Raw genomic sequence first — 22,912 nt, 5'->3', positions numbered from 1 at the left:
GCCGGCTGCCGTTACAGTGATGGCAATGTGATACATGCTCGTCAGGTTGTGCTTAACTGTCAGGGTAAAGGCATAGTGCCATCATTCTTTGCGGGTCGGAGTTTTACCCTTGTCGCGCGTGTCCGCTGTACGGTTCAGTCATTTTCTCCCTTCGTTGCTGCTCTTGCTGGCCGGGCTCTCGGCTGCGTACGTCAAGGACCTCAACGTCTTCTTCACCTCGCTGTTCAATGTGCTGCCGACCCTGGTGCTGTTGCTCGGCGGTTCGTACTGCGCGGTGTACCGTCGTCAGCGTGAGCTGTTCCTGATGATCACGGTGTATATCGCCTACTATCTGCTCGATACCCAGACCGATTTCTACCGCGACCACGGCCGCGTGCGCGAAGACGCAGCGGTGGTGTTCCATCTGTGCTGTCTGCTGCTGCCGTTGCTGTTCAGCATCTACGCGCTGTGGCAGGAGAAAACCCACCTGTTTCGTGACTTCGTCGCCCGTGGCGCGGTGTTGCTGGCGATCGGCAGCGTAGCGCTGGCGCTGGAACAACGTTATCCCGAGGGCGTGCTGGATTGGCTGGCGGAGATTCGCTGGCCGATGTTGCATGGCGCCTGGATGAGCCTGATCCAGTTGTCGTACCCGATGTTCCTGGTTGGTTTCCTGACCCTGGCGGCGCAGTACTGGTACCAGCCGCGTCCGCTGCACGCTGCGCAACTGGTGGGGATCATTGGATTGATCTGGATGTTGCCTCAGACCTTCATCCTGCCGTTCACCCTCAATATCATGTGCAGCCAGGTCATGCTGATGATCGCCGCCGGCGTGGCCCACGAGGCCTATCAAATGGCATTCCGCGATGAACTCACCGGCCTGCCGGGCCGTCGGGCGCTGAATGAGCGTATGCAGCGCCTGGGGCGCAACTATGTACTGGCGATGAGTGACGTCGATCACTTCAAGCGCTTCAACGATACCCACGGCCATGATGTCGGCGACCAGGTGCTGCGGCTGGTGGCGAGCAAGCTGTCCAAAGTCAACGGCGGCGGGCGCGCCTACCGCTATGGTGGTGAAGAATTCTCCGTGGTGTTCGCCGGCAAGACGGTGGAAGAATGCATGCCGCACCTGGAAGAAATCCGCGAGATCATCGCCGACTACGCCATCAAGTTGCGCAACCTGGACCGTCCCCATGACGATCAGCAAGGCCGGCAGCGCCGCGCGGGCAGCGGCGCGTCGAGTGTTTCGGTGACCATCAGCATCGGCGTGGCCGAGCGCCAGGCCGAGCAGCGCACGCCGGAAGAAGTGCTCAAATCCGCCGACGAGGCGCTGTATGCCGCCAAGGGCGCCGGGCGTAACTGTGTGGTTGCAGCCGGTCAGACCCGCCGTGGCGCGGTGCGCATGCAAAGCGCTGCCGGTTGAGTAATGGCGCTGTATTCAGCAGCGCTACAGTGATTGTTCGGGCTCGTTGCCGGCAGTAGGTTTACCCCATCTGCCGCCGGAGACATCGCCATGCCTGACTACAAAGCTCCCCTGCGCGACATGCGCTTTCTGATCGACAACGTATTTGATTTCCACAGCCACTACGCCGCATTGGGCACAACCGACGCCAGCCCGGACATGGTCAGCGCGATCCTCGAAGAAGGCGCGAAATTCTGCGAGAACGTGCTCGCGCCGCTCAACCGCAGCGGCGATGAAGAAGGTTGCCATTTCGACAACGGCGTCGTTACCACGCCCAAGGGCTTCAAAGAAGCCTTCGCCCAGTACGTGGCGGGCGGTTGGCATGGCGTAGCGGCGGACCCCGCCTACGGTGGCCAGGGTTTGCCCCAATCACTGGGCCTGGTGCTCAGCGAAATGATCGGCTCCAGCAATACCTCCTGGGGCATGTACCCGGGGCTGACCCACGGCGCGATGTCGGCGATCCACGCCCATGGCACCGCCGAGCAGAAAGACACCTACCTGAACAAACTCACCGCCGGCGAGTGGACAGGCACCATGTGCCTCACCGAAGCCCATTGCGGCACCGACCTGGGCCTGATCAAGACCCGCGCCGTGCCCCAGGCGGACGGCAGCTATGCCGTCAGCGGCAGCAAGATCTTCATCTCGGCCGGCGAGCACGACATGAGCGCCAATATTATCCACCTGGTGCTGGCCAAGCTGCCGGATGCGCCGGCGGGCACCAAGGGCATCTCGTTGTTCATCGTGCCCAAATTCCATGCGGACTCCGGCACGCGCAACGCGGTGCACTGTGGTTCCATCGAACACAAGATGGGTATCAAGGGCTCGGCCACGTGCGTGCTGAATTTCGACGGCGCCAGGGGCTTTCTGATTGGCGAGGCGAACAAAGGCCTCAACTGCATGTTCACCATGATGAACCACGCGCGCCTGGGCACTGGCATGCAGGGCCTGTGTAACGGCGAGGCAAGTTTCCAGGGTGCGATCAAATACGCCAACGACCGTCTGCAAATGCGCTCTTTGACCGGCGCCAAGGCCCCGGAAAAAGCCGCCGACCCGATCATCGTGCACGCCGATGTACGTCGTATGCTGCTGACCATGAAAGCCTTCAACGAAGGCAACCGCGCACTCGCCTACTTCACCGCGCAATTGCTCGACACGGCGCACCTGAGCAGCGACGCCGGCCAACGCCAGGACGCCGAAGACTTGCTGGCGTTCCTCACTCCCATCTGCAAAGCCTTCATGACCGACACTGGGCTGGAGGTGACCAACCATGGCATGCAGGTGTTCGGCGGCCACGGTTACATCCGCGAATGGGGCATGGAACAACTGGCCCGGGATGCGCGGATTGCGCCGATCTATGAGGGCACCAACGGCATCCAGGCCCTCGACCTGCTGGGGCGCAAGGTGCTGGGCAGCCAAGGCAAGTTGCTGCGTGGATTCACCAAAATCGTACACAAATTCTGTGCCGCGAATGCCGAGCACCCGCAGTTCAAGGCCCATGTGGCGCAGCTCGATCAACTGAACCGCGAATGGGGCGAGCTGACAACCCGCGTGGGCATGGCGGCGATGAAGAACCCCGACGAAGTCGGCGCCGCTGCTGTGGATTACTTGATGTACAGCGGATACGTGGTGCTCGCTTACCTGTGGCTGCGCATGGCGCTGGCGGCCCTTGAGCAACCTGACGCTGACTTCGCCAAGGCCAAGCTGGCCACCTGCGATTTCTACTTCAAACGCTTGCTGCCGCGTACCGCCACCCACCGCGCGGCGGTGGAAGCGGGCAGCGAATGTCTGATGAGTCTGCCTGCGGAGTTGTTTGGCCTGTAGGAATTGTTCTAACTATGGGCGCTGATTGCCACTTTAAAAGGCTGAAAATCACTGTAGTGAGCGGGCTTGCCCCGCGCTGGGTGGCGAAGCCGCCCCAATAAAGACACCGCAGAGTTCTAGAAAGAATCACGTTGCCTGGTTTGGGGCTGCTTCGCAGCCCAGCGCGGGGCAAGCCCGCTCACTACAAAAATGTAGATATCCATGGGGGGATTACAGACGAGAATAAAACTGCGTGTGACTTGAAAATACCTGCTGGTCACGAACGGACCCTATGTGTCTGAAAAGTTGTTCGGGTACACTCTGAGCCTGTAAAACCGATCCTACCGAATCATTTTTCACGTTCTCACGAGGTTTGCCATGGCTGATTACAAAGCGCCGCTGCGTGATATGCGCTTCGTCCTCAACGAAGTGTTTGAGGTCGCCAAGACTTGGGCCCAATTGCCGGCATTGGCAGACACCGTAGACGCCGAAACCGTAGAGGCGATCCTCGAAGAAGCCGGCAAAGTCACCGCCAAGTCCATCGCCCCGCTCAGCCGCGGCGGCGATGAACAAGGGTGCCGCTGGGAAAACACCGCGGTGTTTACCCCGGACGGCTTCCCACAGGCCTACAAGACCTACGCTGAAGGCGGTTGGGTTGGCGTGGGCGGTGATCCGGCCTTTGGTGGCATGGGCATGCCCAAGGCAGTGTCGGCCCAGGTTGAAGAGATGATCAACTCGTCGAGCCTGGCGTTCGGCTTGTACCCGATGCTGACCTCCGGCGCCTGTGTGTCGATTGCCACGCATGCCAGCGAGGCACTCAAGGCCGCTTACCTGCCGAAGATGTATTCCGGCGAATGGGCGGGTTCCATGTGCTTGACCGAGGCGCATGCCGGGACTGACCTGGGGATCATTCGGACCAAGGCAGAGCCACAGGCGGACGGTTCCTACAAGGTCAGCGGCACCAAAATCTTTATCACCGGCGGCGAACACGACCTTACCGACAACATCATCCACCTGGTGCTGGCCAAGCTGCCGGACGCACCGGCAGGCCCCAAGGGCATCTCGCTGTTCCTGGTGCCCAAGTTCATGGTCAATGCCGACGGCAGCCTGGGCGCGCGTAACGCGGTGAGCTGCGGGTCCATCGAACACAAGATGGGGATCCAGGCATCGGCGACCTGTGTGATGAACTTCGACGCAGCCGTGGGTTACCTGGTAGGCGAGCCGAACCGTGGTCTGGCGGCAATGTTCACCATGATGAATTACGAGCGCCTGGGTGTCGGTATCCAGGGCCTCGCTTCCGGTGAGCGTTCTTACCAGAACGCGATCGAATACGCGCGCGATCGCTTGCAAAGCCGTTCGCCGACCGGCGCCCAGGCCAAGGACAAGGTAGCCGACCCGATCATCGTGCACCCGGACGTGCGTCGCATGCTGCTGACCATGAAGGCGGCGAATGAAGGGGGGCGTGCGTTCTCCACCTACGTGGCGACGCAACTGGACATCGCCAAGTTCAGCGACGATGCCGTGGCGCGCGAGCGCGCGGACAACCTGGTGGCGCTGTTGACCCCGGTGGCCAAGGCGTTCCTCAGCGACCTGGGCCTGGAAACCACGGTGTTGGGCCAGCAAGTCTTCGGCGGCCATGGCTACATTCGTGAATGGGGCCAGGAGCAACTGGTGCGCGACGTGCGCATTACCCAGATCTACGAAGGCACCAATGGTATCCAGGCGCTGGATCTCATGGGGCGCAAGATCGTTGGCAGCGGCGGTGCGTTCTACACCTTGTTCGCCGACGAAATCCGCGCGTTCATCGCTTCGGCGGGTGCCGAGCTGGCTGAATTCACCAAACCGCTGGGTGCGGCAGTGGACAACCTGGACGAATTGACCGCCTGGGTACTGGATCGCGCCAAGACCAACCCGAATGAAATCGGCGCGGCGTCGGTTGAGTATTTGCACGCCTTTGGCTACATGGCCTATGCGTACATGTGGGCGCGTATGGCCAAGGCGGCGTTGGGCAAGGAAGCAGAAGAAGGCTTCTACGCCAGCAAACTGGGCACCGCACGCTTCTACTTCGCGCGCCTGTTGCCACGCATCCAATCGCTGAGTGCGTCGGTAAAAGCCGGTAGCGAATCTTTGTTTTTACTGGATGAAGCCCTGTTCTAAGGCGTTGGAGGGCGTGTAAGCATTCTCTTACATGACGTGCTGCTATTCGTCCTCTATCGCCAGATTGGATCCACGGATAATCTACTTCACATGGACGTCGCGCAGGAAGCGCAAAGCAACAACACGGACACGTAGGATTCTGCCAGGAAGGCGGAGTGAAATGGATGTCAGGGAAACAGTCTGCAAAGCCCCGCTTCGGCGGGGTTTTCTTTTGCCTGCGAAAAAGTCAGGCGGGCGCGTGCGGGGCGTTCATCACGTCTTCCAGCAAGGTGCGCAACAATGCCACTGTCGCCTGCTGGCGCTGCACATCGCGGCACACCAAGCCCACTTTCAATGGCACCCTGGGTTCACTCAAGGGTTTCCACAATAGCGACTGGCTGTTGTGTTCGTCCTGGGAGCGCCCCGGCAACACTGTTGCCAGCTTCGTATGAGGCAGGCTGTCGAGAATCCCCACCATGGTGTTGAGCTCCGCCTGCACTTGCGGGCGGCGGCCAAGGTTGGCCAACTGGGCCTGCCAGATCTGCCGCACCTGGAATTCTTCGCCCAACAGCAGCATCGGCAGCTCTGCCGCCTGTTTCAGCGAGACTTTCTTGAATTCGCGCAGAGGATGGTCCTCGGGGATGACGACCTTCAGTTCATCTTCGTACAACAACACGCCGTGCAGCCCTGGCTGGCGTGGTGGCAGGTAGCTGATACCGATGTCCAGCGAACCGTTGAGCAAGCGCCGCTCGATCTCAATCCCGGTCAATTCGTAGATCTGCACCACCAGGTGCGGCTGGGCTTTGCGCACGCGCTCGAGCATCTGCGGCACCAGGCTGGTGTGCACGGTTTGCAGCACGCCGATGGCCAGGGTGCGCATCGCCTGGCCTTTGAAGTTACGCAACGCTTCGACGGCCTGTTGCATCCCGTCGATCAACGGCAGCGCATGGTTGTACAAAGTGTGAGCAGCCAGCGTCGGCAACAGGCGCTTGCTGCTGCGCTCGAACAGGCTCACATCCAGGTTCTGTTCCAACTGGCGAATCTGCTGGGACAGGGCCGGCTGGGAGATCGACAGACGCTCCGCGGCACGGCCGACATGGCCTTCTTCATACACCGCGACGAAATAACGCAGTTGCTTGAAATCCATAACGCTTACTTATCGAAAATGCTGGAAAATCGAAATGGCCGCTGGCCCCCGAGACGCCTAGTCTAGCGCCTATTCGCAGGGCTTACAGGGCCGGATCGGGCAATGAACAGCATGCATGTTGAAAGCGTTTACATAGGCAAGGCAAACAATCCTCAGACTGCTTACAGGACGGATACCGACCAAGGTATGGTTGCCAGCGAGCGTGGCCTGTGAACCTGTTCACTAGGCGTCGCCCTGCACCGAGCCTGGACGATCTGGTCCTGGATGCCGCAGGCGGCAGGCTTTGCAGCGAATCCTTGATGCCCACGGTGGCCCGTCCGCCTCAAGTCTTTGTGCGGGGCCAGGGTTCATGGTTGTGGGACAGTGACGAGCGCGCCTACCTGGACTTCAGCCAGGGCGGTGCCGCCAACAGCCTCGGCCACAGCCCGAAGGTGCTGATCGAAGCGTTGGCCGACCAGGCCCAGGCGCTGATCAACCCAGGCAACGGTCTGCATAACCGCACCCAGCTCAACCTCATCGAGCGCCTGTGCCATCGCACCGGCAGCGACCAGGCGTACCTGCTCAACAGTGGCGCGCAAGCCTGCGAAGCGGCGATCAAGCTGGCGCGCAAATGGGGCCAACTGCACCGTGGCGGCGCCTACCGCATCATCAGCGCGAGCGGTGGTTGCCACGGCCGCAGCTTTGCAGCATTGGCCGCCTCGGCCGGCGCTGTCGCCAACCGGTTTGAACCGCAGTTGCCGGGCTTCAGCCATGTACCGTTCAACGACCTGGCAGCCCTGCATGCTGCCGTCGATGCGCAGACCGTCGCCATCATGCTCGAGCCGATCCAGGGCGAAGCCGGCGTGATTCCCGCGACGGAGCACTATCTCAAAGGCGTCGAGCGTTTGTGCCGGGAACTGGGGATCCTGCTGATCCTCGACGAGGTACAAACGGGTATCGGCCGTTGCGGCAGCCTGCTCGTCGAACAGCAATACGGCGTACGCGCCGACATCATCACCCTCGGCAAAGGCCTGGGCGGCGGCGTCCCCCTCGCGGCGTTGCTGGCACGCGGCAAAGCCTGTTGCTTTGAAGTGGGCGAGTTGGAAGGCACCCATCATGGCAATGCGCTGATGGCGTCGGCCGGGGTGGCCGTGCTTGATACGGTGTTGGAAAACGGCTTTCTGGAGCAGGTGCGTGACGCCGGTTTCTACCTTGGCGAGGGCCTTGCCCGTCTGGCCTATCGCTATGAACACGGCCCACTACGCGGCCATGGCCTGATGTGGGGGCTGACGCTGTTGGATGATTCTGCGGAGGCTGTCGTAAAAGCTGCCTTCCATGAAGGCTTGATCATTAACGCCCCGCAAGCGAACTGCCTGCGCTTCACGCCGGCCCTCACGGTAAGCAAAAGCAACATCGACGAAATGCTTCTGCGCCTGGCCCGCGCCTTCGCGCGCGTGCGCACCGCGCAGTTGCAATGCCGCAAGGGCATTGCCGTTTAAACCCCAGTTTACTCAACCGTCTCGCGGCCTACGCGGCGCCTCCAGCCTGATTTTTTCGGCTGGGGGCGTTTTTTTGTGCGCGTAATTTTTGGATTGGAAATGTTGATTGAGCACTTGTGAAAACAATGGCTCTTTAGCGGGTGTCGGTAAGGACTGCCGATGGGGTGCAGAGCTTTTTGCTGATGCGGCCCGTAAGGCTTGGATTTGTGATTCAGCGTTGAGCGAGGCATTTGGTCAGTTACTTAAGGGGCAAGCGGATAGTCTGGGAGGTGGAGTGTGGAAAAAGCGCCTAAATCAGAATAGACATCGCTCTATCATTCTGGCCAAGGGCAGGCATTACTGGGTTTATCAGTTTTTGTTCGCTAAGCAGGATCAAAGCAATATCAGTCAAAAGGATTTGATATGGTTTCGAGCAATGGCAAAGACTTATGAAGGTTTAAACGAAGCACAGGTCCAGCAACTTCTGGATCTCAGGGAGTTTGTGGAGATACATCATGATCAAAAAATATGAAAGCGAAGCGTTGGAGTCGATACACAAATCCGCCGTAGCGCTTTATGCCATCGGCGCCATTAGCAAAACCACGCTTCGTGAATATGACGAGGCGTGCTTATCCGCCGTCCCTGAGCAAATCCCGGCCGAACAAATCAAGCAGCTTCGTGAAAGCAGCCATGTGAGCCAACCTGTTTTCGCCCGCTACCTGAACACCAGCGCTTCCACAGTGAAAAAGTGGGAGTCCGGCGAGAAACAGCCCAGTGGCATGGCGCTCAAGCTGCTGAGCATCGTACAAAAACACGGGTTGGAAATTCTGGCCTGAAGATAGCCCAACGCCAGAGCCCACTGAACCCTCACGAACGCCCAAGGTCGATTAGCTACACGGCTCACACGAGCCGATTTTTCTGGAGCTGACCCATGGATTTCATTCGTATCATCATCGCCATTCTGCTGCCGCCATTGGGTGTGTTCCTGCAAGTGGGCTTCGGCGGCGCGTTCTGGCTGAACATCCTGCTGACGTTGTGTGGCTACTTTCCGGGCATCATCCACGCGGTGTACATCATCGCCAAGCGCTGAGGCCGTCAGCCTTTTGCGATGAGCCGTGAGTTGCGCTCGTTGCGAAAGGCCAACTGCTCGATGGTCTGGGTGGCGTGTTCGGCCTCTTCGCGCGCTTGCAGGATGATGCCGTGCTGCTCGGACTTGCTGCACACCGGGTCGGCATTGCTCGCATCCCCTGTGAGCATGAAAGCCTGGCACCGACAGCCGCCGAAGTCCTTTTCCTTTTCGTCACATGACCGGCACGGCTCGGGCATCCAGTCGTAGCCGCGAAAGCGGTTGAAGCCGAACGAGTCGTACCAGATGTGCTGCATGCTGTAGTCGCGCACGTTGGGAAATTGCACCGGCATCTGTCGGGCGCCGTGGCAGGGCAGGGCGGTGCCGTCGGGCGTCACGGTCAGAAAAATGCTGCCCCACCCGTTCATGCAGGCTTTCGGGCGCTCTTCGTAGTAATCCGGCGTGACAAAGATCAGCTTGCACGGGTGACCTTCGGCTTCCAGTTTGGCGCGGTATTCGTTGGTGATGCGTTCGGCGCGCACCAGCTGTTCGCGGGTCGGCAACAAACCCACGCGGTTGAGCTGCGCCCAGCCATAGAACTGGCAGGTGGCGAGTTCGACAAAATCCGCCTCAAGCGCGATACACAGCTCGATGATGCGGTCGATCTTGTCGATGTTGTGCCGATGGGTGACGAAGTTCAGCACCATCGGGTAGCCGTGGGCCTTCACCGCGCGGGCCATTTCGAGCTTTTGCGCGAAGGCTTTTTTCGAGCCGGCCAGCAGGTTGTTCACCTGTTCGTCGCTGGCCTGGAAGCTGATCTGGATATGGTCCAGGCCGGCCTTTTTGAAGTCACTGATCTTCTGCTCGGTCAAGCCGATGCCGGAGGTAATCAAGTTGGTGTAGAAGCCCAGCTTGCGCGCCTCAGCGATCAGCTCGGCGAGGTCTTGGCGCACCAGCGGCTCACCGCCGGAAAAACCCAATTGCGCCGCACCCATTTCCCGCGCTTCACGAAATACCTTGATCCATTGCTCGGTACTCAACTCCTTGCCCTGCTCGGCAAAATCCAGGGGGTTGGAGCAATACGGGCACTGCAACGGGCAGCGATAAGTCAGCTCGGCCAGCAGCCACAACGGCAGGCCAATTGCTGGTTTGTCAGGCAAGGGTGATCCAGTGCTCAGCACGGGCGACCTCCATGAATTGCTCGATGTCATCACCAAGCTCAGGCACGCCGGGGAATTGTTTATCCAGCTCGGCGATGATCGCCGCCACGTCGCGCTCGCCATCAATCAAGCCACCGATCAGCGCGGCGCTGTCGTTGAGCTTGATCATGCCTTCGGGATAGAGCAATACATGGCCCTTTTGCGCGGGCTCGTACTGGTAGCGATAGCCCTGGCGCCAGGTCGGTTTTTTGCTGCGATCAAAGCTCATAGGGTGATCCCTTTATGCCAAACCCGTTGCTCGGTCACGCTGTGATACGGCGGGCGTTTGAGTTCGTAGGCCATGCTCATGGCATCGAGCATGCTCCACAGGATGTCCAGTTTGAACTGGAGAATTTCCAGCATGCGTTCCTGGCCTTCGCGGGTGGTGTAATGCTGCAGGGTGATCGCCAACCCGTGCTCCACATCGCGACGGGCCTGGCCCAGACGGGTGCGGAAATACTCATAGCCGGCCGGGTCGATCCAGGGGTAATGCTGCGGCCAGCTGTCGAGGCGCGACTGGTGGATCTGCGGCGCGAACAGTTCAGTCAGCGAACTGCTGGCCGCTTCCTGCCAACGGGCGCGACGGGCGAAGTTGACGTAGGCATCCACCGCAAATCTCACACCGGGCAATACCAGTTCCTGGGAGCGCAGTTGGTCCGGGTCGAGGCCCACGGCTTGGCCCAGGCGCAGCCAGGCTTCGATGCCACCGTCTTCACCGGGAGCGCCGTCGTGGTCGAGCAGGCGCTGGATCCACTCGCGGCGGATCTCACGGTCCGGGCAGTTGGCCAGGATCGCGGCGTCTTTCAGGGGAATATTCACCTGATAGTAAAAGCGGTTGGCGACCCAGCCCTGGATCTGCTCGCGGGTCGCGCGGCCTTCATACATCGCCACATGGTAGGGGTGATGAATATGGTAGAAGGCGCCCTTGGCCCGCAAAGCGTGTTCGAACTCGGCGGGCGTCAGCGGTGTGTCAGTCATGGGGTCTGCTCCTACAATTCAATGCTCATGCCGTCGTAAGCCACTTCGACATTGCGCCGCACCAGCTCCGCGCGCTCGGGGGAGTCTTCATCGAGGATCGGGTTGGTGTTGTTGATGTGGATAAGCACCTTGCGCTGCCGGGGCAATTGCTCAAGCACTTCGAGCATGCCGCCGGGGCCGTTCTGTGCCAGGTGCCCCATTTCACGGCCGGTACGGGTGCCGACGCCGCGGCGTTGCATTTCGTCGTCGTCCCACATCGTGCCGTCCACGAGCAGACAGTCGCTGCCGGCCATGATGTCGAGCAACGGCGCGTCGACCTTGCCCAGGCCTGGGGCGTAGAACAATTTTCCGCCGGTGCGCAGGTCTTCGACGATCAGGCCGATGTTATCGCCTGGGTGCGGGTCGAAGCGGTGCGGCGAGTAGGGGGGCGCTGCGCTGCGCAATGGCAGTGGCGTGAAACGCAGGTTGGGGCAGGCCGGGATGGTGAAGCGGGCGTCCAGCTCGATACGGTTCCAGGCCAGGCCGCCATTCCAGTGGGTGAGCATGGTGAACAGCGGGAAGCCGGTGCTCAGGTCTTCATGGACCATGTCGGTGCACCAGACCTGGTGCGGGCAACCTTCGCGCAGGCTCAACAGGCCGGTGGTGTGGTCGATCTGGCTGTCCATCAGGATGATCGCGCTGATGCCGGTATCGCGCAGGGTGCGGCCGGGTTGCATCGGGGCGAAGCCTTGAAGCTGCGCACGGATATCCGGCGAGGCATTGCACAACACCCAGTTCACACCATCGTCGGAGATCGCGATGGACGATTGGGTACGCGCTTGGGCCCGCAGGCTACCGTCTCGGAAACCTGCGCAGTTCACGCAGTTGCAGTTCCACTGCGGGAAACCACCGCCGGCGGCGGAACCTAGAATCTGGACAAACATGGTCGCTCCATCAAGCTCAAAACAAAAACGCCCCGGGCGAACCGAGGCGTTGTATTACCCAGCGGATTAACGGCTGGCGAAGTACATGGTGACTTCGAAACCGATGCGCAGATCAGTGTAAGCAGGTTTGGACCAGGTCATATTCTTACTCCTACGAAGGGATGGGACGTTTACTACCAAGTAATACATATAGTCCACCTCCAGTCGGAGATGTTCAGATGTGTGCGTGGGAATGTTACGCAATTCTTTTCAAGTTAGCGCTGTCTCGGTGGAAAAAGCCTATTGCAGGGGCGGCAATGATCAATCGCCCGCTTGCCAATCAACCGAGACGCGCGGGCCGTTGGCCACGCAGCGCCAGCCGCCTGCGGCGTCGTTCAGTTGTTCGGCGGCCGTCTGCAGGGCTTGCGGTGTACAGGTTTGGATCCGGGATTGAAGATGCGCCAGATAGTCCGACGGATGGCCTGCCAGATGGGCGTGCCACAACCATTCGGCGGCTTGGGCGGTGGGCAGCGTCTGCGCTGAGAACTGCTGCGCCAGGGTCTGGTTGCCCAGGTCGTCGCTGCATTCGATCAACGCCGGCAGTTGCTTGAGGAAGTGTTGCAAGTGATCAGTGATTCCTTCCAGGGACACACTGGGCGATTGCACGCCGAATAGCAGGCCGGTCTGGCCGTTTATCTGTCGGATGCCGCTGAATACTGCGTAGCCGATTTGCAGTTCTACACGCAGGCGCTGGTAGAACGGTGCCTGAAGCAGGTGGCCGAGCAATCGCCATGCCGCTTCATCGGCCAGGGCCGGGCTTGGCGTTGGGCAAAACAGCAGCAGTGCGGCTTCGTTAGAATCGGTTTTCACCTCATGCCATACGCGTTGGCCGCTGAGGGAGGGGAGTGGTTGATTGAGCTTCGCAGACTGTCCAGGCAAACGGGCCGCTGCCGTTTTGATTGCGGCTTCATGCGCGGCCGAAAACCCCACCCCCAAGCCTTGCCAGCGGGCGGTGCCCCTGGCAGCAGGTTGCGGATCGATGGTGCCGCAGCAAGCGGGCAGTGCCTTTAGCAATGCTCGAATGGCGATCGTGGCGGGCTTGGCAAATTGAACCTCTTGGGGTTGGTTCAGGCTTTGCACCAAGGCATCCAGCACGGCGGGCATGGGTTCCTGCAGCCCGATCATTCTTACCAGCGAGTCGTTACCCAGGCTTTCGAAGGACAATTCGACACCCGCCTGGCGGGCATTTTCGCGCAGCGACTGCACTGTGGTTTCCAGGCCGGAAGGCGCCGCGCGCCATTGCAGATACAGCGCCGCTTCATCACTGTCGTCCGCCAATGCCGGACTGAAGGTCAACGCTGACATCTCCCTGCGCCCACGGGAGCGATCCTGGGCAAAGGTGCGCAAGCCCCGATGGGCGCTGGTCTGGCCACGAATCAAGCCAGCGCGCTCGTCCCTGGCCGGTGAGCGCAGGAACGGGTTGTTCGGCGGCAGTTGCCAGCGCTGCTCAGAGGGCGGCAGGCGCAGCGAAACCAGCAGTGTCTTGAGAGCGACGACATCCTGTTCCGAAAGGTCTTGGCAGTCATGCCTGGCCAACGCCAGGGCGCCCTGGATCTGTTGCTGGCGAGCAGCCAGCCGCGCAAATTCTTCGCGCAGTGACGTCCAATCGCTGTGTGCGAAAAAGCTCAGCCAGTCGTGCAGCAACGCTTCGACCTGCGTAACCGCTTCATCTTGGGTACTGAGCGTAAAGTCGATATCCAGCACCGCTTGCCCGGCGAAGTGATAAAGCACCGACGCCTGCAACGCGCTCGCCAGTTGTCGCGCTTTCAGTTCAGCCAGCAACCCGCCGGGTGCCGAGGCGTTAAGCCAGGTGCAGAGAAAGTCCAGTGCTTCACGGGGCGCATCACCTGTAATGACGTGGTGCAGGTGGTTATCGGCGATGTGCTGATAGCTGCGCGCTTGGCCCTGCATCAATGCCATGGGCGCGGATTGGGGGTGTAGAGGCCCTGAGGTGAGGTGTTCGCTGAACTGCTGCGCCAGGTTTTCCAATGCTTGCAGCGACTGCGGGCCGGCCAGGCTCAATGTCATCTGCCCGCTCTGGTAGAAGTGCATATGGAAGTCACGCAACGCCTGCTGAAATGCCTCACGCTCCACCGGCAGGCTATCGCGGTTACCCGCATGAAACCCTCGCAGCGGATGATCCGCCGCCAGGCCTTGCAGCAACGCGACCTGCTGCTGCGCCTGGGTATCCTGGGACCAGGCGATAAATTCCGCGTGCAGCACTTCGCGTTCGCGCAGTTGGTCTTCCAGGGCCAGGCGCGGATGAGTCAGCATGTCCGCCAAACGCTCCAGCCCACCGCTAAACGTTGCAACTGGCAACTCGAAGAAGAACTCGGTGGTGCGCTCACGAGTGCTGGCATTGACCAGGCCTCCATGACGTTGCACATAGGCCATCAGCCCTTCATTCGTGGGAAAACGCCGGGTACCGAGAAACAACAGGTGTTCCAGAAAATGCGCCAATCCCGGCCACGCCACTGGCACGTCATGGCTGCCGGCGGCTACCCGCAGGACGGCGGCGCAACGCTTCAAGCGCGGTGCATGACGCAAGGTAACCCGCAAGCCATTGGCCAGGGTCAGGTGGAGAGGATGAAGCGGGGCCGGCGCAGGCATGGGCACTTCCATAACGTAGGAACCGCCTATGCTAACAAACCCGCCGGATCAGGGCTTGTGCAGCGCGCCGTACAGCTCGGGGCGCCGGTCTTGCAGGTAGTGGTTGGCGGCGCGCGCATCAAGGATCGATTGCCGCTCCAGCGTGCCGACGATCAAGGCTTCATCCAGGCCCGCCTGGGCAATGCGCTGGCCATTCGGTGCGGCGATGCTGCTTTGCCCGCAGTACCGGATATCGCCTTCGTGCCCGCAGTAATTGGCATAGGCCACATAACACTGGTTTTCAAAAGCCCGCGCCCGCACGGTGACATCGGCGACAAAGTCGAACGGCACCATATTGGCGGTGGGCACCAGGATCAGTTCGGCACCTGCCAGGGCCAGGCGCCGAGTGTTTTCCGGAAACTCCAGGTCGTAGCAGATCAGAAAACCGAGCCTCCAACCGTTGAGTTCCACCAGCGGGAAATCATCGTCGCCGGCACTGAACATCGAACGGTCCAAATCACCAAACAGGTGCGTCTTGCGGTAGTTGCACCGGCGTTGGCCGTGGGCGTCGATCAACTGCACGGCGTTGTAGATTTGGCCGTCTTCGGCCCGTTCCGGGTAGCCGTACAGGATCGCCAGCCCGGCGCTTTTGGCCAGTTCGGCAATCGCCTGTGCCGACGGCCCATCCTGCGCCTCGGCCAGGGCCCCGACGGCTTCGGCACCGATGTTGTAGCCGCTGAGAAACATCTCCGGCAGCACCAGCAGATCGGCACCGGAGGCCTCATGCGCCAGCTGATGCAGGCGCTTGAGGTTGGCGGCAACATCCAGCGGCAGGGGCGGGCATTGGTAGAGGGCGACACGCATGGCTTGGCTCCTTATTCAGGCAGGGCGATCGGCCCGATTTCATCGAATACATCGCCCGGCCCCGGGTTCTCGGGGTGAGTGCTGCCGCCGAAGTGATTCATGATGCCCCACACCGCGTTCAGCGAGGTTTGCACCGCGCCTTCGACCCATGCCGGCGTCCAGGAGACGTCGTCACCGGCGATAAAAATCCCACGCTGTTCGGCGGGCATGTCCTTCTGCATGAAATGCGCATACATACGCTGGTTGTAGCGATAATGGCCGGGCAGGGCGCCCTTGAAGGCGCCGAGGAAATGCGGGTCGGCTTCCCACGACACCGTGATCGGGTCGCCGATGATGCGCGCCTTGATATCGACTTTCGGGTAGATCTTGTTCAGTGCGTCGAGGGCCAGCTTCACGCGTTTATCGATGGGCTGCGGCAGCATTTTCAGCGCGTCGCTCATCCACGAGTACGACAGGCAGATCACGCCTGGTTTGTCGTCACCGTTGTCGTACTTTCCGTTTTCGAACAGGTAGGTACCACGGGTGAGGCGATCGGTGAGGGTCATGCTCATCAGGTCGCGGCCGGTTTCCGGGTCTTTGTCTTTCCAGAACGGACGATCGACCATCACAAAGGTTTTTGACGATTGCATGTAGCGGGTGCGGTCCAGGGCCATCCACATCTTCTGCGAGAACAGGGTTTCGTCGCATTCGATCTGGGTGGTCAGCAGCCAGCTCTGGCAGGTGGTCAGCACGGCGGCGTATTCGCGGGTGTCGCCATAGGTGTCGGTCACTGCAAAACGGCCATCGGCGGCGTGGGCGATGCGTTTCACCCCGGCCCGTGGCGCGCCGCGGTGCAGCGAACTGAGGCTGGTACCGGCCGGCCAGTGGGCGCAGCGCTCCGGGACATGGCGCCAGATACCCATGGGGACCTGGGCAACGCCGCCGACGATCAAGTGCTGGTGGTCGTCGCAGTTGGTCATCACCACGCGAAAGATTTCCAGCATCGAGTTAGGGAAGTCCGAGTCCCAGCCTCCGGTGCCGAAACCCACCTGGCCAAACACCTCGCGGTGATGAAATGACAATTTGGCGAAGGCCTTCGAAGTGGCGACGAAGTCATAGAAGGTGCGGTCGTCCCACAGCGGCACCAGCGTGTTCCACAGCGCTTTGAGGCGCGGCACGTCACGGTCGCGGATGGCTTGCTGGATATCGGCGAACTGCGAGCCGGCTTCCAGCGCATCGGCCCAGGCGTCAGCCACTTCCTGGAACAGTGCGGGCAAGTCGGAGAGTTTCTGTGCGTAGTGAGTCTGGCCTTCGAGGTCGATCACCGTGCTGCCCGACGCCGGAGTCAGCGGGTTGGGAAACGGTTTGGTTTCCAGGCCCAGCTTGTCCACGTAGTGATAGAACGCGGTGGACGACACCGGGAAACGCATCCCGCCCAACTCGGCGATGATGCCTTCGGCGCCTTCAAACGCCTGGGAGCGCAGGCGGCCGCCCATTTTCGAGGCTTCATACACCACCGGCTTGAGGCCCAGCTTCATCAACTCGTAAGCGGCCACCAGGCCCGCGATCCCCGCGCCGACAATCGCCACTTCCGCACCATGGTTGGCGGCAGGAATGCTGCCCAGGCCAGCAGGGTGCTCGATCCAGTCATCAAAGGCGAACGGGAAATCCGGGCCGAAGATGGTGATGGGCTTCTGACCGTCGACCGGGTGGCGATGGGGCTTGGCGAGGGTGCTGGACGGAATGCTCATGGCTGACCTTACTGGCGACTGGGCGGACGTGACCCGCTGAGTATAGGAAAAGATGGCAGCCAGTTTAGGGAGCGTAGCGTTCGTTATTAAGACGCAATGTGTCGTCGGATTGAATTGATTTCAGTCATAACGACGAGATGCCTGGTCAGATTGATTGTCCACGATCCAATTTGTTGCTGAGGATGATCGACGTGGTGGTTTTTTCCACACCGTCCACGCTGCCGATCTGGTCGAGCAATTGGTCGAGCTGTTCCGGCGAATCCGTGCGCAGCCAGGCAACGTAGTCAAACTCGCCACTGACCGCGCACAACTGCTGTACCTGCGCCATGGCGCTGAGCCGACGCAGCACTTCCTTGCCCGAGCGCGCCTGCACAGTGATGCCGACGTACGCCTGCAAACCGCCATCCACCACGCGCTTGCCGAGACGCACGCCGTAACCGGTGATGACCTGGGTTTTCTCCAGGCGCGCCAAGCGTGAGGTTACGGTGGTGCGCGCGATGCCTAGTTGCCGGGCAAGCATGGCCACGCTTTCGCGGGCGTTGAGCTGCAGGGCGGCGATGAGTTGGCGGTCGATTTCGTCTAGGGCGGGCAAGGCGAGCTCCGGTTTGGCGGTGATAGGGAGCATGTTACAGACTTCCAGACACACAAAAGCCGCGCAATGCGCGGCTTTCTTGTTTGGTGGGCCCGCACGGACTTGAACCGAGGACGAAAATATTATGAGTTTTGTGCGTGATACTAAAAGGCTATTAGCGTTTCGCGTAGCCTATGTAAGCCTGGGTATCAGAGCGAGAAATAGGCTTCTCCCCCGTACAGCAATACTGCTATCGAATACAGTGCAGCTTCCTTTCAGCAGAGTAACGCCATGAACGTACAAATCGGTGGAGGCGCCCTCGCGGTCATTCTGACGGGCATGCTCATAGTTTTCGGCGTCAGCGAGTGCCAGCGTGGCCCGTTGAACCCGGAACTTGCCGACGACGCCAGCGACGCGCAAAAGACCTGGCTGACCATCGAGCACCGCATCAAGCGTTATGACCCGGCCCTGACGCAGGTCACGCGAGACCAGCAAGCTCTGACCGTTTTCTACCGTCCAGCCACGCCCGCCGAGGAGGTCGACGATTGGGCCCCGGACATGCTGCGTACCGTCGGCCACGCACTGGCGGCGCTGAACGGCGCGCCAGGAGGAAAGGCGTACACCCAAGTGACCGTCAGAGCGCGAATGCTCGCCGATGATGATGTGGGATTGGTGTACGACATGCCGGGGGTCGATGCCGTCAAGACCCAGCAGGATGGTTACTTCAACTTCGCCAGCACGCCGCGCAGCCTGTCATTCAGCCCGGCCGCCCTGGCGCAGATCAACGACGCTTGCCGGGGCATGAACGCCCAGGCGTTCTATCCGCAATTCTGCCGGCGAGTCGAAGAGGCCGCAACGAGCCATCCCTGAACGCGTGCACACCGCATGCGTTTAATCCGTTTTTTGACGCAATACTGTCAACTCTGACAGTAGGCGAGTTCATCCCGATTCCAAGCTCGAATCGTCGAAGGTAGCCGCGATGGTTCCGCCAAGAACGCGAAAGCCGCGCAATGCGCGGCTTTGGAGTTGGTGGGCCCACACGGACTTGAACCGTGGACCAAAGGATTATGAGTCCTCTGCTCTGACCAACTGAGCTATAGGCCCTTAACAGGTCGCGGATTATAACGATGGTTTCCCCGCTGTGCCATCCGAAAAATCCTCAATGCTCATACGAAGAAACGTCGCGGCAAAAAGCTCGGGCGGTAGCGGCAGGCTGACGATGTAGCCTTGCATCTGTTCGCAGCCTTCGGCAGCCAGGAAAGCCTGTTGCGCGGTGTTCTCCACGCCTTCGGCGATGATGGTGAATTGCATGCTATGGCCCAGGGCGATGATGGCGCGCACGATGGCGGCGTCGTGGGGGTCGTCGGGCAGGCCGCGGACGAAGGATTGGTCGATTTTCAGGAAGTCCAGCGGCAGGCGCTTGAGGTAGCTCAAGGACGAATAACCGGTGCCAAAGTCGTCAATGGCGAGCTGTACGCCCAAATCCTTGAGTTGGTGCAGGACCTGCAACGCTTCTTCGGCCTGGCTCATGATGAAGTTTTCGGTGATCTCCAGTTGCAGGCGGCCTGGGTCGAGCCGGTAGTCGCGCAGCAGTTGTTCGATGCGATCCAGCAAGCCGGGATGGCGCAATTGGGCACCCGCCAGGTTGACCGACAGCGGGCCGAAGTCGTCGAAGGTGCCTTGCCAGGCATGCAGTTGTCGGCAGGCTTGTTCGAGTACCCAGTCGCCGATCTGCAGGATCATGCCGTTTTCTTCGGCCAGGGCGATGAAGTGTTCGGGCGGCACGTCGCCAAAGGTGGGGTGGCGCCAGCGGATCAGCGCTTCAGCACCGATCAGTTCCTGGGTGGCCAGGCTGAGTTTGGGCTGGTAGTACAGGCTCAGTTCATCGCGCTCGATGGCGCGGCGCAATTCGTGTTCGAGTGCCAGGCGTTCGTTGGCTTGCGCGGTGAGATCGCTGGTGTAGCTTTCGACCCGGTTACGGCCCTTGGCCTTGGAGCGATACATCGCGGCATCGGCGTTCTTGACCAGCGTGGCGACATCCGTGCCGTCCTGGGGGTACAGGCTGGTGCCAATGCTGGCGCTGATAAAGAACTCGTGTTCGCCCGCCTGGAAGGGGGGGATGAAGCAGGCCAGCAGTTTATTGGCCAGGTACTCGGCGTCGTTGGCGTGCTGCAGGCCGGGGAGCAGGATGATGAATTCGTCACCGCCCAGGCGCGCAACGGTGTCAATGTCACGCAGTTGCTCCTTGAGGCGCACGGCGATGCCCTTGAGCAGCAAGTCGCCTATCGGATGGCCGAGGCTGTCGTTGATGTGCTTGAAACGGTCCAGGTCCAGAAACAGTACGGCGCCTTGCTTGCCGGTTTCCTGGTGTCCGTTGAGGGCGGCCTGCAGCCGACTTTCAAACAGCGTGCGGTTGGGCAGGCCGGTCAGCGGGTCGTGGTGCGCCTGGTAGTCGAGGCGGGCCTGGGCCAGCTTGAGGCTGGATATGTCGGCAAACACGGCGACGAAGTGGGTGATCACCTCGTCGCGGTCGCGCACGGCGCTGATGGTCAGCCAACTGGGGAACAGCTCACCGCTCTTGCGCCGATTGGAGATCTCACCCTGCCAGTGGCCCCGTGCGGCCAGTTGATGCCACATGGCGGCATAAAAGGCGCTGTCATGCAGGCCGGAGGCAAGCAGACGGGGTGTTTGGCCGAGGGCTTCGGCCTCGCTGTAGCCGGTGATCTCGGTGAAGGCGCGGTTGACTGCGCTGATGTTCTGGCGGATATCGGTGATCAAGACGCCTTCGGCCGTACTCTCGAACACCGTGGCAGCCTGTTGCAGTTTTTCCTGCATCAACTGGCGTTCGGTAATGTCCCGCGCGATGGTCAGCATGCATTCCTCATTGCCAATGCTCATTGGGCGGCTGGACACTTCACAGAGCCGAATCTGCCCGTCGCTGCGCCGTATATGGCAGATGTAGTCACGCACAAAGCCATCGCGCTGCATCGTTTCCAGCAGGTGTTTGCGTTCATTGAGATCGACCCAGATGCCCAGGTCCAGCGTCGATTGGGCGAGCGATGCGGCGCTGGAAAAACCGGTGATTCGAGTGAAGCCGTCGTTCACTTCAATCAACAGGCCATCCCGTTGTCGGCTCAGCAGCAGCCCATCGGGAGAAGCGTGGAAGGCCTTGGCAAATTTCTCTTCGGAAGTTTGCAGCAGCTGCTGGGTTTCCTTGAGTTGGGTGATGTCGCGCACCACCACCACGATGGCTTGCGTGGTATCAAGTTGAAACGGCTCGGCAGAAATCAGCCCGGTAAAGGCCTGGCCATTGCTGCGCAGGAAGGGCATTTCCAGGTTGCGGATGCTGGTGGTCTGCATCCGCTGCAGCAAGTCAGGGCCAACGCCTTGAATGTCCCAGATATCCAACTCGGTGATTCTTCTGCCGATCACGCACTCGGCACCCAGGCCGATCTGGTCCTCAAATGCCTTGTTCACCTCCAGCAGGCAGCCATCGGACAGTCGCGCGATCACCAACATATCCGGGCATTGCTGGAACACCGAGGCAAATTTTTGCTCGGACAGTTGCAAGGCTTCCTCGGTGCGCTTGGCCTCGCTGATGTCAATCATCAAGCCGCGCAATACGGGCTGGTGGCCGTGCTCGATCAGGCTGACGATGTCCCGTACCCATAAGCAGCGGCCATCGGCGGTGATCACGCGGTAATCAACGCTGTGGTCACGGTTGGCACGGGTTTCTCGGTAACAGTAGGCTTCGGTGCGGGTCCGGTCGGCGGGATGAATGATGTTGCGCCAGAAACCTGGAATCAGCCAGTGGGCGCGGGGGTACCCCAGCAGGTCTTCGGCGTGGGGTGACACATAGCTGTAGGTGAAATCGGCAACGCTGGCTTCCCAGGCGATGGCGGACAGGCTCTCCACCAGGCCGCGATAGTGATATTCGCTGCTGCGCAGTTCCTGTTCGAGGGCGACGCGGCGGGCAATTTCCGAACTGAGCCGGCGATTGATCCGGATCACGATGGCCAATACGGTGGTCAACAGCAAAACCGCCGGTAGGCCGTACAGCAATAAGTCTTCCCAGAAGCTGCGGTGGTCGGTGAAGCTGCCGACCCAGCGCCGCTGGATGGCGTTGGTTTCTTCCGGGCTCAGGTCGGCAAACACTTTGTCCAGGATGCCCACCAGCATTTTGTCGTTGCGGGGCACGCCCATCGCCAGTTGATAGCGGTAAGGCGTCTCGCCACTGACGTACAAGCCGTCGAGCTTGAGCTCGCGCAGGTTCCACACCGTCGAAGCCAAGTCGCTGACCACGGCGTCGACTTCACCGGTGGCCAGTGCTTGCAGGGTCGAGCTGACGTTGGGCAATGCCACCAGATTAAGGTCGGGGTGGTGGGTACGCAGCAGTTCGTGAGGGGAATAGTTCTCGACCACCGCAACTTTCAGTCCGTAGAGGTCCTTGAGATTGCGCGGACGAGCACCGCCTTCGTGCGCAAGGATGACCATCGGGAAGTCAATGTAGGGGCGTGTGAATGCCAGGTAGTTCTGTCGCTCCGGTGTCGACATGATGCTGGATATGAGATCCAGCTGATTGTTCCGTGCCATCTCCAGAACAGCACCCCAGGCGGGCGGTTCGATAAGCTTGATCCTCACGCCTAGGCGGTCTTGGATCAAACGGATGTAATCCGCCGCCAAACCTTGGTAGCGGCCCTCTTCATCACGGTATTCAAAAGGTGGCCATGAGGCATCCACCCCCAGCCGCAGCTCCTGATGGTCCGCCAGCCAGGCACGCTCATCATCATTGAACGTCAACGCGCCAGCCGTTGCGGTCCAGGTCAGCAGCCACAGCAAACACACAGCCGGCAGTCTGGGCATAACGGTCTCGTTATGGCACGGGGAATGTTTCGAGTGTAGACGGGCTTTTGGGGGAGGGATCTGGCGCGGGGTTTTATCTGTAGAAAACAAAACCCCCGGCCTGGGCCGGGGG

At 60.6% G+C, this 22,912-nt stretch carries 19 protein-coding genes and 1 tRNA gene; 8 read left to right on the top strand and 12 right to left on the bottom strand.

Annotated features, from left to right (window positions below; all coding sequences use genetic code 11):
- The first annotated feature begins 109 nt into the window (after positions 1-109).
- The 3 genes from KVG91_RS10705 to KVG91_RS10695 all read left to right on the top strand — a co-directional run bounded on the left by KVG91_RS10705 (position 110) and on the right by KVG91_RS10695 (position 5,395).
- Positions 110-1,399 (top strand): GGDEF domain-containing protein, encoded by a 1,290-nt coding sequence (locus KVG91_RS10705; RefSeq protein ID WP_169376852.1) that lies wholly within the window; start codon positions 110-112, stop codon positions 1,397-1,399.
- Positions 1,400-1,489: 90 nt separating this feature from the next.
- Positions 1,490-3,259, top strand: a complete 1,770-nt coding sequence (locus KVG91_RS10700; RefSeq protein WP_169376851.1) for an acyl-CoA dehydrogenase C-terminal domain-containing protein — start codon at positions 1,490-1,492, stop codon at positions 3,257-3,259.
- Positions 3,260-3,616: 357 nt separating this feature from the next.
- Positions 3,617-5,395, top strand: coding sequence for an acyl-CoA dehydrogenase C-terminal domain-containing protein (locus KVG91_RS10695; RefSeq protein WP_169376850.1), 1,779 nt, complete (start codon positions 3,617-3,619; stop codon positions 5,393-5,395).
- Positions 5,396-5,621: 226 nt separating this feature from the next.
- On the opposite strand, the gene KVG91_RS10690 is transcribed toward KVG91_RS10695, so the two are convergent.
- Positions 5,622-6,521 (bottom strand): LysR family transcriptional regulator, encoded by a 900-nt coding sequence (locus tag KVG91_RS10690; RefSeq protein WP_169376849.1) that lies wholly within the window; start codon positions 6,519-6,521, stop codon positions 5,622-5,624.
- 209 nt (positions 6,522-6,730) lie between these two features.
- On the opposite strand from KVG91_RS10690, the gene KVG91_RS10685 reads away from it, so the two are divergent.
- The 4 genes from KVG91_RS10685 to KVG91_RS10670 all read left to right on the top strand — a co-directional run bounded on the left by KVG91_RS10685 (position 6,731) and on the right by KVG91_RS10670 (position 9,068).
- Complete coding sequence (locus tag KVG91_RS10685) at positions 6,731-7,999, top strand: aspartate aminotransferase family protein (protein ID WP_169376848.1); 1,269 nt, start codon at positions 6,731-6,733, stop codon at positions 7,997-7,999.
- A 106-nt stretch (positions 8,000-8,105) separates the two neighbouring features.
- A complete protein-coding gene (locus tag KVG91_RS10680; protein WP_169376847.1) occupies positions 8,106-8,510 on the top strand; it encodes a type II toxin-antitoxin system RelE/ParE family toxin in 405 nt (134 codons plus the stop codon).
- Positions 8,494-8,814: a helix-turn-helix domain-containing protein gene (locus KVG91_RS10675; RefSeq protein ID WP_169376846.1), complete on the top strand. Its 321-nt coding sequence runs from the start codon at positions 8,494-8,496 to the stop codon at positions 8,812-8,814. The genes KVG91_RS10680 and KVG91_RS10675 overlap by 17 nt, the downstream gene beginning before the upstream one ends.
- Before the next feature lie 95 nt (positions 8,815-8,909).
- Complete coding sequence (locus KVG91_RS10670) at positions 8,910-9,068, top strand: YqaE/Pmp3 family membrane protein (protein ID WP_003176503.1); 159 nt, start codon at positions 8,910-8,912, stop codon at positions 9,066-9,068.
- 5 nt (positions 9,069-9,073) lie between these two features.
- Here KVG91_RS10670 and pqqE read toward each other — a convergent pair whose 3' ends face one another.
- From pqqE to KVG91_RS10625, 9 genes are all read right to left on the bottom strand, one after another.
- Entirely contained in the window at positions 9,074-10,255 is a 1,182-nt protein-coding gene (gene pqqE / locus KVG91_RS10665; protein ID WP_178115154.1) for a pyrroloquinoline quinone biosynthesis protein PqqE, read from the bottom strand.
- The gene (gene pqqD / locus KVG91_RS10660; protein WP_003194772.1) at positions 10,197-10,472 is read right to left on the bottom strand and encodes a pyrroloquinoline quinone biosynthesis peptide chaperone PqqD; all 276 of its coding nucleotides are present in this window, start codon (positions 10,470-10,472) and stop codon (positions 10,197-10,199) included. The genes pqqE and pqqD overlap by 59 nt, the downstream gene beginning before the upstream one ends.
- Positions 10,469-11,221: a pyrroloquinoline-quinone synthase PqqC gene (gene pqqC / locus KVG91_RS10655; RefSeq protein WP_169376844.1), complete on the bottom strand. Its 753-nt coding sequence runs from the start codon at positions 11,219-11,221 to the stop codon at positions 10,469-10,471. The genes pqqD and pqqC overlap by 4 nt, the downstream gene beginning before the upstream one ends.
- A gap of 11 nt (positions 11,222-11,232) precedes the next feature.
- Positions 11,233-12,144 carry a pyrroloquinoline quinone biosynthesis protein PqqB gene (gene pqqB / locus KVG91_RS10650; RefSeq protein ID WP_169376843.1) on the bottom strand — a complete coding sequence of 304 codons (912 nt, stop codon included), beginning with the start codon at positions 12,142-12,144 and terminating at the stop codon, positions 11,233-11,235.
- A 66-nt stretch (positions 12,145-12,210) separates the two neighbouring features.
- Positions 12,211-12,285, bottom strand: a complete 75-nt coding sequence (pqqA, locus tag KVG91_RS10645; RefSeq protein ID WP_003194766.1) for a pyrroloquinoline quinone precursor peptide PqqA — start codon at positions 12,283-12,285, stop codon at positions 12,211-12,213.
- A gap of 159 nt (positions 12,286-12,444) precedes the next feature.
- Entirely contained in the window at positions 12,445-14,793 is a 2,349-nt protein-coding gene (pqqF, locus tag KVG91_RS10640; protein ID WP_169376842.1) for a pyrroloquinoline quinone biosynthesis protein PqqF, read from the bottom strand.
- Between the two features lie 48 nt (positions 14,794-14,841).
- Complete coding sequence (locus tag KVG91_RS10635) at positions 14,842-15,636, bottom strand: carbon-nitrogen hydrolase family protein (protein WP_169376841.1); 795 nt, start codon at positions 15,634-15,636, stop codon at positions 14,842-14,844.
- Between the two features lie 11 nt (positions 15,637-15,647).
- Entirely contained in the window at positions 15,648-17,366 is a 1,719-nt protein-coding gene (locus tag KVG91_RS10630) for a flavin monoamine oxidase family protein (RefSeq protein WP_169376840.1), read from the bottom strand.
- 145 nt (positions 17,367-17,511) lie between these two features.
- On the bottom strand, positions 17,512-17,958 hold the full coding sequence (locus KVG91_RS10625) for an Lrp/AsnC family transcriptional regulator (protein WP_169376853.1): 447 nt from the start codon (positions 17,956-17,958) through the stop codon (positions 17,512-17,514).
- Positions 17,959-18,228: 270 nt separating this feature from the next.
- Here KVG91_RS10625 and KVG91_RS10620 point away from each other — a divergent pair, with 270 nt between their 5' ends.
- On the top strand, positions 18,229-18,807 hold the full coding sequence (locus tag KVG91_RS10620; RefSeq protein WP_169376839.1) for a hypothetical protein: 579 nt from the start codon (positions 18,229-18,231) through the stop codon (positions 18,805-18,807).
- Between the two features lie 157 nt (positions 18,808-18,964).
- Here the strand turns inward: KVG91_RS10620 and KVG91_RS10615 are convergent.
- Positions 18,965-19,041, bottom strand: a tRNA-Ile gene (locus KVG91_RS10615).
- Between the two features lie 15 nt (positions 19,042-19,056).
- Complete coding sequence (locus KVG91_RS10610; RefSeq protein ID WP_169376838.1) at positions 19,057-22,800, bottom strand: EAL domain-containing protein; 3,744 nt, start codon at positions 22,798-22,800, stop codon at positions 19,057-19,059.
- Positions 22,801-22,912 lie beyond the last annotated feature (112 nt).

This window comes from Pseudomonas azadiae (genome assembly GCF_019145355.1).
Taxonomy (GTDB): domain Bacteria; phylum Pseudomonadota; class Gammaproteobacteria; order Pseudomonadales; family Pseudomonadaceae; genus Aquipseudomonas; species Aquipseudomonas azadiae.
Note: the sequence above shows the minus strand (reverse complement) of the source record. Positions and strands in the feature narration are given on the sequence as shown.

Bases quoted from the DNA above. Each gene is read 5' to 3' on its own strand.
- KVG91_RS10670 (WP_003176503.1), top strand. From the start codon at position 8,910: ATGGATTTCATTCGTATCATCATCGCCATTCTGCTGCCGCCATTGGGT.
- KVG91_RS10695 (WP_169376850.1), top strand. From the start codon at position 3,617: ATGGCTGATTACAAAGCGCCGCTGCGTGATATGCGCTTCGTCCTCAAC.
- KVG91_RS10700 (WP_169376851.1), top strand. From the start codon at position 1,490: ATGCCTGACTACAAAGCTCCCCTGCGCGACATGCGCTTTCTGATCGAC.
- KVG91_RS10690 (WP_169376849.1), bottom strand. From the start codon at position 6,521: ATGGATTTCAAGCAACTGCGTTATTTCGTCGCGGTGTATGAAGAAGGC.
- pqqB (WP_169376843.1), bottom strand. From the start codon at position 12,144: ATGTTTGTCCAGATTCTAGGTTCCGCCGCCGGCGGTGGTTTCCCGCAG.
- pqqE (WP_178115154.1), bottom strand. From the start codon at position 10,255: ATGACATCGAGCAATTCATGGAGGTCGCCCGTGCTGAGCACTGGATCA.
- pqqC (WP_169376844.1), bottom strand. From the start codon at position 11,221: ATGACTGACACACCGCTGACGCCCGCCGAGTTCGAACACGCTTTGCGG.
- KVG91_RS10635 (WP_169376841.1), bottom strand. From the start codon at position 15,636: ATGCGTGTCGCCCTCTACCAATGCCCGCCCCTGCCGCTGGATGTTGCC.
- KVG91_RS10610 (WP_169376838.1), bottom strand. From the start codon at position 22,800: ATGCCCAGACTGCCGGCTGTGTGTTTGCTGTGGCTGCTGACCTGGACC.
- KVG91_RS10620 (WP_169376839.1), top strand. From the start codon at position 18,229: ATGAACGTACAAATCGGTGGAGGCGCCCTCGCGGTCATTCTGACGGGC.
- KVG91_RS10675 (WP_169376846.1), top strand. From the start codon at position 8,494: ATGATCAAAAAATATGAAAGCGAAGCGTTGGAGTCGATACACAAATCC.
- pqqD (WP_003194772.1), bottom strand. From the start codon at position 10,472: ATGAGCTTTGATCGCAGCAAAAAACCGACCTGGCGCCAGGGCTATCGC.
- KVG91_RS10630 (WP_169376840.1), bottom strand. From the start codon at position 17,366: ATGAGCATTCCGTCCAGCACCCTCGCCAAGCCCCATCGCCACCCGGTC.
- pqqF (WP_169376842.1), bottom strand. From the start codon at position 14,793: ATGCCTGCGCCGGCCCCGCTTCATCCTCTCCACCTGACCCTGGCCAAT.